Genomic DNA, 14438 nt, shown 5'->3' with positions numbered 1-14438 from the left:
TGAAAGAATATTATTTGAATTAATTATTCACTTACATAACAAGTCCACCGTCCACGTTTAACACTTGGCCGGTAATGTAGCTTGCAGCCGGGGAAGCGAGGAAGGCAACAACGTTCGCAATTTCTTCCGGCTTGGCAATTCGTTTCATCGGGATCACATTCATTAAAGTCTCGCGTTGTTGAGGAGTGAGTTTCTGCGTCATTTCAGTATCGATAAATCCCGGCGCAACCGCGTTTACTTGAATATTGCGAGATGCAAACTCTTTTGCAAGTGTTTTCGTAATACCGATAACGCCTGCTTTCGAAGCAGAGTAATTCACTTGACCTGCGTTGCCCATGACACCAACAATTGATGCGATGTTGACAATTTTTCCCTGTCTTTGACTAAGCATTTGCCTTGATGCGGCTTTACAAAAATTGAATGTGCCTTTCAAATTAATAGCAATGACAGAATCCCATTCATCTTCTGACATGCGCATGATCAAGTTGTCCCGCGTGATGCCAGCATTGTTCACAAGGATATCGATGTGTTGATATTCCTTCACCACCGCATCTACTGTACTTTGCGCTTCGGCAAGATTACGGACATCGGATTGAATCGCTGTTGAATGAACACCCTTGGCACGGATTAAGTTCATCACTTCATCTGCCGCTCCCTCTAAACGGATATCAGTAAATGCCACATGTGCACCTTCGGAGGCAAGCTTGAGAGCAATTTCCCGGCCTATGCCACGAGCACCGCCAGTCACCAGTGCTACTTTATTATCAAGAACACCCATACATTTCCTTTTAAATTAATATTACAATATTACAGCTATGGAGCGCTCAACTCTCTCAACCGATTATTACTTTCTATCAACAATGTCGCTCAATTTTTCAAATCCGACAGTTTTTACATTTCCATTAATCCGTTTCACCAATCCTTGAAGCACTTTGCCGGGACCTATTTCGACAAACGCTGCCGCGCCATCGGTGATCATATGTGTCACACTTTCTTCCCATTGTACCGGACTGATAAGTTGCCGAATCAACAGAGTACGAATCTCATCCGCAAAACGCATCGGCCGAGCGGTGACGTTTGCATAAACCGGAACTACAGCATCTCGAATTTCTATTTTGTCCAATGCTGTTTTTAATCCAGCCTGTGCAGATTCCATGAGTGGAGAATGAAACGCGCCGCTGACTGGAAGTTCTTTCACAATTTTTGCACCGCGTACTTTTGCAAGCTCCATTGCTTTTTGTACACCGGCCAACGAACCGGAAACGATCACTTGTCCAGGTGAGTTGAAATTTGCCGTTTGCACAATTCCAACTGCCGAAGCTTCAACACACAACTCGTTGACGATCATTGCATCAAGACCAATAAGGGCAGCCATCGTACCAGGATGCTCGAGACCGGCTTCTTGCATCAATTCGCCGCGCAGCCGAACAAGTTTCAAACCGTCTTCAAATGTCAACGCACCAGCCGCAACCAATGCAGAATATTCACCTAGCGAATGTCCTGCAGTCATGTCAAACTGTTTTTTATTAATAAGTTGGAAAAGAACAATGCTGTGCAAAAAAATTGCCGGCTGTGTATTTTGTGTCTGTTTCAGTTCTTCTTCCGGACCCTCAAAACATATCTTGCTGATGGAAAACCCAAGAATTTTATCTGCTTTATGAAAAAGTGCTTTCGCCGCGGGGTTGCCTTCATAAAGATCTTTGCCCATACCGACATATTGCGAACCCTGTCCTGGAAAAATAAACGCTGTTTTCACCATCGATTATGATTTCTCTGGATTCACAAGCGACCATTTCACTAGTATAGAGCCCCACGTGTAACCTGCGCCGAATGCAGCAAGAACAATGTTCTGTCCGCGCTGTAACTTACCGGCTTGCCACCACTCCGATAAGCAAAGCGGGATTGTTGCCGCTGTGGTATTACCATACTTCTCGATATTGATCATCACCTTGCTGTTGTCAATCCCCATCCGCTGCGCTGTCGCGTCAACGATGCGCAGATTCGCTTGATGGGGTACAAGCCACGCGATATCATTGCTTATCAAATGATTTCGTTTCATTATTTCTTCCGAGACATCTGCCATACAAACAACAGCGCTTTTGAATACAGCCTTTCCGTCTTGAAATACATAGTGCATCTTTTTATCAATCGTTTCGTGAGTCGGCGGGTTCAGACTTCCTCCGCCTTTCAAGTTTAGAAAATCTCCGCCGGAACCGTCACTATACAAACATTGATCGATAATGCCATACTCTTTCTCATCCGTCGGTTCAAGCAGCACAGCTCCGGCAGCATCGCCAAACAAAATGCACGTGTTGCGATCTGTGTAATCGGTGATGGAACTCATTTTGTCTGCGCCGACAATGATGACCTTGGAATGCACACCCGTTTCTATGAAGCGGGCGCCGACACTGAGAGCATACAGAAATCCAGAACATGCTGCATTCAAATCAAAACCCCATGCTTTGCGGGCGCCGATTTTTTCTTGCACCACATAAGCTGTTGCAGGCAGCATCATATCCGGTGTTATGGTCGCAACGATTATCAAATCAATTTCTTCGGCAGTGATACCGCGACGAGCCAGCACTTGCTGAACCGCTTTCACAGCTAAATCTGAGGTTGCCCCGTGTTCAAGAATGTGCCGTTCACGGATACCTGTTCGTGTGCGAATCCATTCATCGTTTGTGTCAACCATTTTTTCAAGATCAGCATTCGTGAGAATCTTTTCCGGAACATAGTGACCTACTGCAGTAATTGTCGCTCGTCGTAATTCCATCGCTGCCTTATGAAAACCTTTTCTCTGTTAACGCTGCTTCGATTTGTCGATTTACCTGGCTCTGTGCAACTTCTACAGCACGGAGAATCATATTTTTAATACCCTTTACCGTTGAACTCCCATGACCAATAATAGCCACCCCATTCACTCCCAACACCGGTACGCCGCCTTCTTCATTTGGATCCATATCTTGAAGAGACGCTTTCAGCGGCCACAACGCCATGCCTACAGAGAGTTTGTTGAGTACACTGCGAGTGGAGAATTTTTTTAATCGGCTTTTGAGAAACGAAGGTACACTTTCCGCAAATTTCAGAACAATATTCCCCACAAAACCATCGCACACAATTACATCGGCTTTTGATTTGAGAATATCACCGCCTTCTACGTTTCCGATAAAATTGTAACTGCTTGCCGAAAGAAGTTTATGCGCTTCCTGCGCTGCTTCCGTCCCTTTTGATTTTTCTTCGCCTACATTGAGCAGGGCTATTGAAGGACGCTCCTTCTTCCTTAAAAGTTGAACATAAATACTTCCCATTAATGCAAATTCATATAAATGTTGCGCGCGGCAATCGACGTTGGCGCCTGCATCCAAGAGCAAACAAGTACCATGCTCTGCTGGAATAAACGTACCAATCGTTGGACGGCTGACATTTTTAATGCGTCCTAAAATGAGTGTTGCAGCCGAAAGTACAGCACCAGTATTTCCAGCACTGACACACGCATCAACATTTCCTTCTTTATGAAGACGCATTCCAACAGCGAGTGAAGAATCTTTCTTTTGTTTGAGAGCAGCGGTTGGGGAATCTGCCATCGTGATGACTTGCGAAGCGTGTACTACTGTACACGGAAGATGTTCTGCTTTGTGCAATGCAAGCTGTTGGCGAATAGCTTGTTCATCTCCCACGAGAACAATTTCAAACTGTTCGCGAGATACTCTGAGTGCCTCTACTGCAGCAGCAACTTCACGCCCGGGTGCATAGTCTCCTCCCATGGCATCAAGCGCAATACGTAATTTCTTGGGAGATTCCATGAAATTCGCTTCTGATACCTATCTTCCGGTATCGAGGCGTATCCTGCTAATTAGGCTTCCTTCGGGGTGACTATAGAGCGGCCATTATAGAATCCGCAGTGGGGACATGCCCGGTGTTGCAGTTTTTGTTCGTGGCAATTGGGGCATTCTTGTGTTGACGGTGCCGTTGCCTTGTAATGTGTTCGGCGCTTACGTCCGCGAGCTTTGGAATGTCGTCGTTTAGGATTAGGCATATGATACTTCCTTAAATTATATACTCAGTTATGGGACAGCTTCTTTAGCACATCCCAACGCGAGTCTACCTCCTGAGCGCCACAGGTGCAACTCGCAATATTTTTATTCACCCCGCACGTGGGACAAAATCCCTGACAGTCTTCCTTGCATAAAAGCTTTTGCGGGATGGTGAGCAAAATGTACTGCCGCACATCATCATCCAGATCAATGTAATTCATGTCAGCTGCGAGGATCTGGATCTCTTCCTCTTTATTCAGATCGACGGTGGAACGGGCACCTTGAACATACACCATCGAATACGCCGTATTCATCTCTTGATGAAAATTTTCGAGACATCGGTCACAGAAAAAACTTCCTTCTGCCCGAATTTCTGCTTGAAGGAAGATTTGGCGTACGTTTTTATCTATTCTGGTTTCAATTTTAACAGTGCTGATAAACCTTTCATCCAGACCAATCTTCGACGGCTCCGCTTCAAAGCGATACTCGTGAATCCCTTCCGAGAGATTTGAGATATTAATCCGAAATTCAGCCATCGAACCCATAACGTGAACCCCGGCTCAACCGGAAGCTATTGAAATTGGCAAAAAAATGAACATACTTTGCAAAAAACGTTTGAAAATATACCTCTTTCTGTGCAGAGAATCAAGAAAAAAGTCGACCGATGATTGAATCTCAACTATACATTCGCGATTACATTTGGAATGTACAATTAGATTACGTAGCTTTTTTAAGAAAATGCATCTCAAACGAATAATAAAGCGCATTCTTCCAAAAAATCTAGAAGTCAAATTTCGGCAAATGTTCTACTTCCTCCGGGGGCTCGTATATCGAGGTGGTAAACATCACTGCCCTTGTTGCGAAACGCGAGTTCGCCGATTTCTTTCTGGCGGTGTCACACTACGACCCAATGCACAGTGCCCACGATGTGGATCTCTGGAACGACACCGGCTGCTTTGTCTATATCTCAAACACAAAACTGATTTTTTCAATCGACGCTTCCGTGTTTTAGATGTTGCTCCTACTTATTATATGCAGCAAAAATTCAGGCATTATACTAATCTCGATTATATAAGTACGGGTCTTGATGATCCGTGGATGATGACACATATGGATATTATGGCAATCCCTTTACCTGACAGCCATTTTGATTGCATTCTCTGCTACCATGTATTGGAACATATTGCCGATGATCGACAAGCTATGAAGGAATTATTTAGAGTTCTAAAGCCGGATGGATGGGCAATTCTTCAATCACCTATTGATATGACTCGGAAAACCACGTTGGAGGATCCTCGGCTAACTACACCGGAAGATCGTCGGAATCTATTTGGCCAAGAGGACCACGTAAGAGTCTATGGACGCGACTACATCGAACGACTCAGAGAAGCTGGATTCTTTGTTACGCCCGAAACATTTATTCAGCAGTTTTCCGATAAAATGATAGATAAATTCGGGTTGATGAAAGAGGAGATATTATTTATCTGCAAGAAACTAGTTATTTCCTAATGACAGCAACTTTGCCGGTCACAGTTTGTGAACCATTCTCTGCAAATGCTACGATAAAGTAGATCCCTGACGGAACGAAAACACCATTTTTATCCCGTCCATCCCAAAACGCCCTTCCGCCGCCCTGCGCTTCAAATTGCCACACAACAGAACCGCTTACAGTCAATATTTTGATAGTGCTGTTAGCAACAAGGTTGCGGATGGTCAATCGCTGATCATTGGGCAGGATAAATGGATTGGGACCGACCTCAAGTTCGGAGTATGATCGGTTCGTCTGAACAGCATCGATGGAAAGACTCGACAGCCCCTGCTCTGTCCCGAAATATGCAATACCGCGTTTCTGATCAATGGCAATTGTTCGTACGTCATTAGAGAGCAGGGATTTATTTGTTGAAGCCACAGTATAACTTTGCAATAGTTGTGTACCATCTGCGTTAACAACTAATATACCTTCTTTTGTTCCAACCCATTTGTTGTTCACTGCATCTACTGCAATTGATTGAATAACTTGCTCGCGTAATGGATACGATGTACTTCGATTCGCCGGTATCAACGGATTGAGCGGGTCGTGAATTATGACTACACCAAGTCCAAGTCCAACCCAGATTTCTCCTTCAAGATCGAGAGAAATCGAAAGAACTTTACTATCCGACATATCTGAGATATTTCCCCAACCATCATATTGCTCCGTGCCTGATATGGTTTTATTTTCATTAAAGAAATACAATCCGTTTCCATTGTCCATATGCCAGGGTACTGTACTTCCCATCCATTTCGTATTATTTCGATCAATCACAATACCATGAAACCATCCCCAACTGGAATTGAATTGATTATCAAAAAATGTTCCTGTTGTGTCGCTGTCAAGCCGAAGAAGGCTTCTGCCATTTGCTTGATTTCGATTAACAATCCATGTTTTTCCCTCGTTATCTATTGCAACACCGCTACTGACAACAAAATTAGGATCTTTCGTAACCGCGCTGGGAAGCTTTGGTGTGGAGTTATAGTTGTACTTCCGCACAACAGAATCGCCAACAACTTCAACGACTCCATCGCCCCATGAACTCACCCAAACTGAGCCATTCGCACCAAGTGAGACATTATAGTAATCATCCTCATCCCAACCAGGACGTCCCATAATCGGAAAGCGATCTCTCGTAAAATTTTTCCATTGTTTATCTTCGGATAAGGAAGGATTGTACCGATAGAAACCAGCATTAGCAATTTCGCCGGAAGCACTCCAAAGAACGCCATCCGCATCAACAGCGAGACTACTGAAAAAATTGGAGTTCGGCCCGTTAGGATATGAATAATTCCAGATGGAACCGATGAGATGTGCCAATCCTTTTGATACAGTTGCAATCCAGAGGGAAGAAGCTGGAATGATACAGACTCCTTGAACATCGGAATTTGAGATTACCGTCTGCGGCATATCAAGTATAGATGCAAGCGTTTCAACTGTGAAATTTGAACCGGAAGCGGAAAGCACATACAATTTGCCATTATCAACTCGCAAATCACAGACAGATCTATTGTTCAATAAGGGAATAGCTTTCGGCACGATATAATTTTGAGCAAAATATATAGCTCCATTCGCAGTTCCAACAATCAATGTATCGTTGAATAGCGCGAGCGCCGTTACTGCGCTTGATACAATTCCCGGAAACGAATTGTACGTGGTCCACGCACCCGATCCTAATAAAGAGACTGTAAGTCCCTTGTCGGTTCCGATCCACATTCGACGTTGCTGAAGTGACATGCAAGATACTTGCGGCGATATAAATCCCAAATTCTGATATGTATCTCCAAATTCCCACCGTGAACGCCTAAAGACCGAAACACCAAATTCAGTAACAATGAACACTGTGTCCCCTTTGAAACTGAATGATTTAATATCCCTGTGTGTGGATTCTGTTCTATTCGCTATGTCCGCAATTGTTTGCCACTGATGTGTGTTCATATCATAGACATTTACCCATCCACCTGCCCCACCGACCCAAATGTTATTCGTGCCGTCAAAAGCAATAGCGAGAACATCGTTTGTATTTAAACCGTCAATATTAGTAAATTTAGTGAACAACCCGCTTGTCGTATCATAAACAAATACGCCTCCGCCTGTTGCTGCCCAAATGCTGTTTCCAACCAGAACTGCGCTGCGAACGGATTTCATATCTGTAAATGATTTCCACTGCCCAACATGCTGTTGACCTTGTGCATACATGATAAGAAATAGAAAAGCGAGGAAAAACTTTGGGATGCGATACATAGATACCTATCGAGACTTACGTTTCAGCGTTTTAAAGAGAGCAGCCATTTCGAGAGCCGTCAAAGCTGCATCCCATCCTTTATTTCCCTGCATACCGCCAACACGATCTCGTGCTTGCTGTTCATTGTCGGTTGTCAGCACACCGAACACTACCGGAAGTGAATAACGCAATGCTACCTCTTGAATGCCGCGCGCTGTTTCGGCAGAGATATATTCAAAGTGCGGAGTGTCTCCACGAATAACCGCGCCAAGACAAATAATCGCATCCCATTTTCTTTGAAACGCTAACCGATTGGCGACTTGAGGCAACTCAAATGCACCAGGACAAAAAATAACTTTCCGATTTTTTTCAGGTACGCCATGGTCACGCAGACAGTCTTCCGCACCTTCCAACAATTTCGCAGTGATGTGGTGATTGAATCGGCTGACAACAATGGCAAAGTGCAATGTTGCTGCTGATCCTTGAAACATTTTTTGTGTGTATTTTTTTGGATTCATGATACTTTATGAAAAAAGACGCGTGCGCATATCCTCAACAATTTGCAGTGGTACCGTATACACTCCAAGCACTTGGTCATCGTTCTTCCTGCCGCCATGGTAATCAGAACCGCCGCATTCCAAGAGGAAATATTGATGGACTACACCACGATAAAATTCCTGACGCGCTTCGTTATGCGATGGATGGACGACTTCAATCCCATCCAATCCGGCTTGAATGAGGGTTGAGAGCTCAAAATCTGTAGTATATTTACCGGGATGCGCGAGGAACGTAAGTCCGCCAGCCTGAGCAATAAGCTGAGTTGCTTCAAGTGGAGATAATTGATACTTTTTTTCGTACGCTGGAGCGCCAACACCGAGGTATTTCATGAATGCTTCGTGGTACGTTTCAATCAATCCTTCTTCTAATAAAGCGCTGGCAATATGGGGTCTGCCCACAGAACCGATTCCTGCTTGATCGAGCACTGCATCCATTTTTAGAGAAATGTTGATGTCGTTCAATTTCTGAACAATGCGTTCAGCACGTTTCAATCGTTCGTAACGAAAGAAGGCAAGATAATCCTGAAGTTTCTGGTTGTTATAGTCAAAGAAGTACGCAAGCAAATGAATGTCTTTTTCATTCAGTGCAACGCTCAACTCCACACCGGGAATAATTTCTACACCACGGCTCTTCCCAGCTTCGATCGCTTCATCAAGAGCACCAACATTATCATGATCGGTAATTGAAACAACGGAAAGCCCTGTTGCATGTACGCGCTGAACAAGTGTCTCTGGAGAGAGTGCTCCATCGGAGTACGTTGTATGCAGATGGAGATCTGCTCGAGGATTGTTTGAATGATTTATTTGTTTGGTTAGCTCATTCCCCATCTCAGCCATAAATACCTGCATACACCTTTATTCGTACACTCATAGAAGGAGATATCCTGCGCTTTGATTCATCGCAAAGCAAAGAGGATATTTTATAAATATTTTTTACGGAACGCTTCATAATCGTTGATAATAAGTTTATTCCCAATAATTTGTACTTCTTCGCTATCGATGAAAGAATGAATCATACGCGAGACTGTCTCGCGAGACGTACCCGCCATATTAGCAATGTCCTGCTGAAGCGGCAAGTCATCGATTTCAACTTTTCCTTTTCGAAATACTCCAACATCATCAGCAAGAATCAACAGCACATTAGCAACACGTCCAGCGGCATCTTTAAGCGATAGACTCTTTATTTGCATATCGGCTTTGCGAAGCCGCATTGCAAGTTCAGCCAGCAGGGAAATCGCTACCAGAGGAAATTCGTGCAGCGATTCTAAAAAATCCCGGCGGTGAATCATAAACAATTCTGATTTCATTGTCGCTACAACGCTCGCCGAGCGCGCTTGTCCGTCCAACAGAGACATTTCGCCGAAAAACTCGCCTGGTCTAAACATTGAAAGAATGACTTCTCTTCCATCCTCATCCATCCGTACTACTTTTACTTTTCCAGAGACGATAACGAAGAGCGCCGCACCGCTCTCCTGTTCAAGCAAAACGATATTACCCTTCTTATATTTTTGTCGCGTGCCAAGTTTTACAATCTTCTGTAAATCCTTTTCTTCGAGGTCGGCGAAGATAGGCACATTACGGAGAAAATTAATTTCTTCTTGGGGCATTGTGATCCGCGCAGGGTGTTAACGTTCAGATACCTATTTAATTAGGAATTTTTGTTCGTACGTACTACGACTTTTATAATATATCTTCCGGTGTTGTGAAATGCAAGGTTTTTATAACCACCCGAGAGTGACACGGACTCTCAAAATATCAACATGAAGAATTGTTTCGTGGCTTTTTTCATTCCGTCACCACTTCAGAATAGATGCAGGATATCCGCTTTATTCCAGCAACTACAAGTTGCTTATTGCTATCTCACCTTACTCAACTCGCTTTTCAGATAATCAATGACGGCAACAGGTTCCGGATCTACATTATTTAAGATTGCAAGATACAGCGTAACCCAATCGCCAAAGTAGATCAATGAAAACAGCCTCGCCAAGAGTCCTTTGCCATCGCTTGCAACTTCTGTAACTTCTCCGGCATACTGTGATACGATTTGATTAGTAATTTTTTCACGGATCGCGACACGTTTGTGAGTGCCTGAATCGTTTAAGAAAACAACATGCATGTGCTTCATTAATTCGGTAAGCACTTTCCAGCCTACCAATTCGTTGTGGTTCATTTCCGGAAGTACGTGACCGAAAGAAAGTTGTTTGGCGTTTTCTGCAATTTGCCCTCGCCAACGGATGTTCACGGTATCAAAATGCTCGACGGGAGAATATATCACCGGCAACTTGCCTTTCATGCGCTCCGCCAGCTTCAGCGGTGCATTCTCCGGCGATTCTGGATTACTAAAGAGCGCAGATTTTTTCTTTAAAAGTTGAATTGTCTCTTGGATATCTTTGTCTTTTGGTTTAATGAAGCCCAACCTGCCAAGCATGACGAGCAACGGAAAAAAGGAATAGCCCAGCGCCGCGCGCGGGGAAAGTCCTGGCGGAATTTGTATCCATGACTGTTTAAGTTTTTTCGCCATTTTTGCCGTCTCTCCACCAGTGCTGATGCAAAGGACGCGCGCCTTTCGTTTCACTGCATCTTTGTATGCAGATATTGTTTCCTCGGTATTGCCGGAATAACTGGATACGATAACAAGTGTATTTTTTCCAACAAATTCCGGAAGAGTATAATATCGATTCACGGTGAACGGAACGTCCAGTTCCTCGGAAAGATAAGAGCGAAGCAGGTCGCCTCCTATAGCCGAACCTCCCAATCCGGTGAGAACGATGTTTTGCACACCTATCACATTCAGTTTTATTTTTGTTTCTTTTCCAATTCGAACGGCTTCTTCAATCTGTTTGGGAAAATTTGCAATCCAAGTGTACATACCTTTGGGGTCTATACGTTTGATATCATCGAGTGTCATGAGTTTTTTCCTTAGAGCAATTGAGCGGCTGGTTCTGCACTATCGATTTTTATTTATGCTATATGATTTTCTTATGTCATTTTTTTGATTCATGAATTCTGTTTTTGAATTCGAAGCAGTAACCTGGTTTTATCCAATCGGGATGTCTGGAAATTTATGTTTCATCAAATGCTTGAGGAATGCTTTAATTTCATCTTCGGATTGCATCGTCAACACTCGCTCGGCAACATGTTGCGCTTCCGTATAATGTATAGAGCGAATAATTTTCTTAATTTCCGGCAAAATAGTTGGAACAACACTGAACTCATCTAATCCAAGCCCAACGAGTAAAATGGTTGCCAGCGGGTCACCTGCCATTTGTCCGCACATACCAACCCAAGCGTGTTCCTGCTTACCGCGCTCAATGATGCGCCTCAGAAACCGGATGACTGCCGGATGAAATTCCTGAAATAGATCCGATACAATATCATTGCCGCGATCAACGGCAAGTAAATACTGAATAAGATCGTTTGTACCGATACTCAAGAAGCTCACTTCCCGCGCAAGATGATCTGCAATGACGGCTGCAGCGGGCACTTCGATCATAACTCCTAGCCGAAGATTTTCATCGAATGGAATTTTATGTGCACGTAAATCATCCTTTGCTTGTACTATAAGCTGTTTGCTAAGTTTTACTTCTTTAATGCTCGTAACCATCGGTAACATGATGGCAAGATTCTTCAAAGTGCTTGCACGCAGAATGGCACGCAGTTGATCTAGGAAAATCTGCGGTTTATCCAGCATAACACGTATTCCCCGCCAGCCAAGAGATGGATTGCTTTCTTTCATCACCGGCGTCATAAATTTATCGCCGCCAATATCAAAGGTTCGGATAATAGCGTGTTTAGGAAAAACCGACTCAGCAATGCGGTGATAAATTTCGTATTGCTCTTCTTCACTCGGAAAAACTTCTTTGCCAATTAGCAAACTTTCCGTGCGGTAAAGTCCAATACCATCAGCTCCCCGAAGCTTAATGAATTCTAATTCCTCTTCTAACTCCACGTTTGCTGCAAGTTTGATATGATGCCCATCAAGCGTTTCTGCCGGAAGATCGCGCAGAGGGGCAAGTGTTTCTTCAAAGGTGTGGTATTGCGTTTTCTTTTTTTTGTAAAATTTTAAAGTCTCCACGCTCGGATGCAGTACAACTGTACCGCTGTATCCATCGACAACGATTTGATCATCTGTTTGCGCCAACGATGACAATTGATGCATGCCAACAATGGCTGGAATTTTTAATGCACGCGCGAGCAATGCCATATGGGACGTTGCACCGCCTAGTTCTGTTACATACGCCAGCACATCGTTACGGCTAAAGATGAGTGTGTCTGCCGCTGCGAGATTGTGCGAAATAATGACATGCGAACCCTCGATTTTCGAAATAAGTTTTTGTTCTTCGAGATTTCTGAGAATACGGTTTTCAACATCGAGCAGATCGTCAGCGCGCTCGCGGGCATATTCATCCTTGGATGCCATCATCAATTGGTGATACTTCTCCATCTCATCTTTGAGGAGATATTCAGCATTTTTACGTTCTCGTTTTAATCGTTCGTACACTGCTTCAAAGAGTACAACATCTTCAAGGATGAGAAGCTGTGCTTCGAAAATTTTCGATTTTTCAGTTCCTAGTTTTTGTTCGGCAAATTCGAATACCTTGGTAAGTTCCTTCTTGGAGCGTGCGACGGCATTCTGAAGGCGTTCGATTTCTTGCTCAACTTCACCGGCAGCAATTGAACGAATGAGAATTATTGGTTCATGTTTTCGAAACAGGAAAACAGGTCCGATGGCGATTCCGGGAGATGCCGGAATTCCCTTCAGTTTCATTTCTTGTTTGATAGTCTGATCCATCTTCTACCTGTTTACTGGTGAACAGTTCACGTCTACATCGGCTCGCCAAAGCCGCTCTCGAAGAGCTCGGACATAGCTTGGCACGCTTCTTTTTCATCAGGTCCATCAAAGCGCACGAGAAGTTTGGACCCTTGTTCTGCAGCCAGCGTCATGACACCGATAATACTCTTTCCATTAATTTGGAAACTATCTTTTTCGATGAAAAATTCTGATTTAAATTTCGCCGCCAGTTTCACAATTGCAGCAGCCGGGCGTGTATGCAGCCCCGCTCGATTCCGAATCGTTATTTCTTGTTCAATCATTCCTTGCACATCTCGTTAGAATTTCCTATTCAACAATTTATCTGTCATCCACCGAAGCGTTTCTCGAGCTGCGGAAGCAGGCAATGTCGAAAGTTGATTTTTTGCTTCAGTGATATCGTTTTCAATTCGTTTCTTGGCAGAATCAATTGCACCTGTTTCTTCATAGATGAGACGAAACGCTTTTACCTGTTTTCGGGGCACACCACCTTTTGTAAAAATGCGCTGAAGCATTTTCTTTTGCTCTCCTTTTGCACGGCGTAACGCCTCAAGGAGCAGAAATGTTTTCTTGCCTTCTACTAAATCACCGCCAATAGTTTTGCCAAATTCTTTTTCGTCGGCAACGATGTCCAGTAAATCATCTTGAATCTGAAACGCACGTCCTACATATTCGCCGTACCGTCGTAATGCTTCCAGATCCAAAACCGTTGCATTCCCAATAAGCGCACCCACCTGCGCCGCTATCGAAACTAATTTGCCGGTTTTCTTTTCGATCATCATCAGGTATTCGTTCACATGCACACGATGACGTGTTTCAAATTCTTTATCCAATGCCTGTCCTTCGCAAATTGTAACGACACCTTCCGTAAAAATTTTGCTGATTTCCTGAATGCGTGTTGATTTTGTTCTGAGTAAGGCACGGTAGGCAAACGCAAGCAATGCGTCGCCGGAAAGAAGCGCAACATTTTCATCCCATTTTTTATGAACAGTAAGTCGTCCGCGGCGTGTTTCCGCATGGTCCATTATATCATCATGGACGAGTGTAAAATTATGGAGAATTTCAATTCCAGCTCCCGCGTGCAGCGCATTGTTCGCTTCACCACCAACAGCTTCGCATGCAAGGAGAGTAATCACTGGGCGAATGCGTTTGCCGCCTGCCACGAGAACATATTTTGCAGGAGAGTACAGCGTCTGCGGTTTGTGTTCGGTGACAAAACTTCGAAGATATCGCTCCACAGATGATTTATGACGTTCGTATCGTTGTTCAGGATTCATAATTC

Annotated in this window: 15 protein-coding genes; 1 reads left to right on the top strand and 14 read right to left on the bottom strand. The window is 44.0% G+C overall.

Annotated elements, in window-relative coordinates; genetic code table 11:
• Positions 1-31 precede the first annotated feature (31 nt).
• The 6 genes from fabG to NTX44_15960 all read right to left on the bottom strand — a co-directional run bounded on the left by fabG (position 32) and on the right by NTX44_15960 (position 4570).
• On the bottom strand, positions 32-778 hold the full coding sequence (fabG, locus tag NTX44_15985; GenBank protein MCX6123114.1) for a 3-oxoacyl-[acyl-carrier-protein] reductase: 747 nt from the start codon (positions 776-778) through the stop codon (positions 32-34).
• 66 nt (positions 779-844) lie between these two features.
• Entirely contained in the window at positions 845-1759 is a 915-nt protein-coding gene (fabD, locus tag NTX44_15980; GenBank protein ID MCX6123113.1) for an ACP S-malonyltransferase, read from the bottom strand.
• 3 nt (positions 1760-1762) lie between these two features.
• Positions 1763-2773, bottom strand: coding sequence for a ketoacyl-ACP synthase III (locus NTX44_15975; GenBank protein ID MCX6123112.1), 1011 nt, complete (start codon positions 2771-2773; stop codon positions 1763-1765).
• Between the two features lie 7 nt (positions 2774-2780).
• Positions 2781-3803, bottom strand: a complete 1023-nt coding sequence (gene plsX, locus NTX44_15970; GenBank protein ID MCX6123111.1) for a phosphate acyltransferase PlsX — start codon at positions 3801-3803, stop codon at positions 2781-2783.
• A gap of 50 nt (positions 3804-3853) precedes the next feature.
• Positions 3854-4036: a 50S ribosomal protein L32 gene (gene rpmF, locus NTX44_15965; protein ID MCX6123110.1), complete on the bottom strand. Its 183-nt coding sequence runs from the start codon at positions 4034-4036 to the stop codon at positions 3854-3856.
• Positions 4037-4060: 24 nt separating this feature from the next.
• On the bottom strand, positions 4061-4570 hold the full coding sequence (locus NTX44_15960; GenBank protein MCX6123109.1) for a DUF177 domain-containing protein: 510 nt from the start codon (positions 4568-4570) through the stop codon (positions 4061-4063).
• Positions 4571-5066: 496 nt separating this feature from the next.
• Here NTX44_15960 and NTX44_15955 point away from each other — a divergent pair, with 496 nt between their 5' ends.
• Entirely contained in the window at positions 5067-5543 is a 477-nt protein-coding gene (locus NTX44_15955) for a methyltransferase domain-containing protein (GenBank protein MCX6123108.1), read from the top strand.
• Here NTX44_15955 and NTX44_15950 read toward each other — a convergent pair.
• The 8 genes from NTX44_15950 to NTX44_15915 form a co-directional block, all read right to left on the bottom strand.
• A complete protein-coding gene (locus NTX44_15950; protein MCX6123107.1) occupies positions 5533-7809 on the bottom strand; it encodes a hypothetical protein in 2277 nt (758 codons plus the stop codon). The genes NTX44_15955 and NTX44_15950 overlap by 11 nt on opposite strands.
• A gap of 6 nt (positions 7810-7815) precedes the next feature.
• Positions 7816-8307 carry a 6,7-dimethyl-8-ribityllumazine synthase gene (gene ribH, locus NTX44_15945; protein MCX6123106.1) on the bottom strand — a complete coding sequence of 164 codons (492 nt, stop codon included), beginning with the start codon at positions 8305-8307 and terminating at the stop codon, positions 7816-7818.
• Positions 8308-8313: 6 nt separating this feature from the next.
• Complete coding sequence (locus tag NTX44_15940; protein ID MCX6123105.1) at positions 8314-9195, bottom strand: PHP domain-containing protein; 882 nt, start codon at positions 9193-9195, stop codon at positions 8314-8316.
• A gap of 71 nt (positions 9196-9266) precedes the next feature.
• Positions 9267-9953 (bottom strand): Crp/Fnr family transcriptional regulator, encoded by a 687-nt coding sequence (locus NTX44_15935; GenBank protein MCX6123104.1) that lies wholly within the window; start codon positions 9951-9953, stop codon positions 9267-9269.
• Between the two features lie 248 nt (positions 9954-10201).
• Positions 10202-11254, bottom strand: coding sequence for a bifunctional phosphoglucose/phosphomannose isomerase (locus NTX44_15930; GenBank protein MCX6123103.1), 1053 nt, complete (start codon positions 11252-11254; stop codon positions 10202-10204).
• A 129-nt stretch (positions 11255-11383) separates the two neighbouring features.
• Positions 11384-13138, bottom strand: a complete 1755-nt coding sequence (gene ptsP / locus NTX44_15925) for a phosphoenolpyruvate--protein phosphotransferase (GenBank protein MCX6123102.1) — start codon at positions 13136-13138, stop codon at positions 11384-11386.
• Between the two features lie 32 nt (positions 13139-13170).
• On the bottom strand, positions 13171-13440 hold the full coding sequence (locus tag NTX44_15920) for an HPr family phosphocarrier protein (protein MCX6123101.1): 270 nt from the start codon (positions 13438-13440) through the stop codon (positions 13171-13173).
• Positions 13441-13455: 15 nt separating this feature from the next.
• Positions 13456-14433, bottom strand: coding sequence for a polyprenyl synthetase family protein (locus tag NTX44_15915; protein MCX6123100.1), 978 nt, complete (start codon positions 14431-14433; stop codon positions 13456-13458).
• Positions 14434-14438: the final 5 nt, after the last annotated feature.

Source organism: Ignavibacteriales bacterium (assembly GCA_026390575.1).
In the GTDB taxonomy this organism is placed as follows: Bacteria; Bacteroidota; Ignavibacteria; order UBA10030; family UBA10030; genus Fen-1298.
This window is presented reverse-complemented; position numbering and strand designations above follow the sequence as displayed.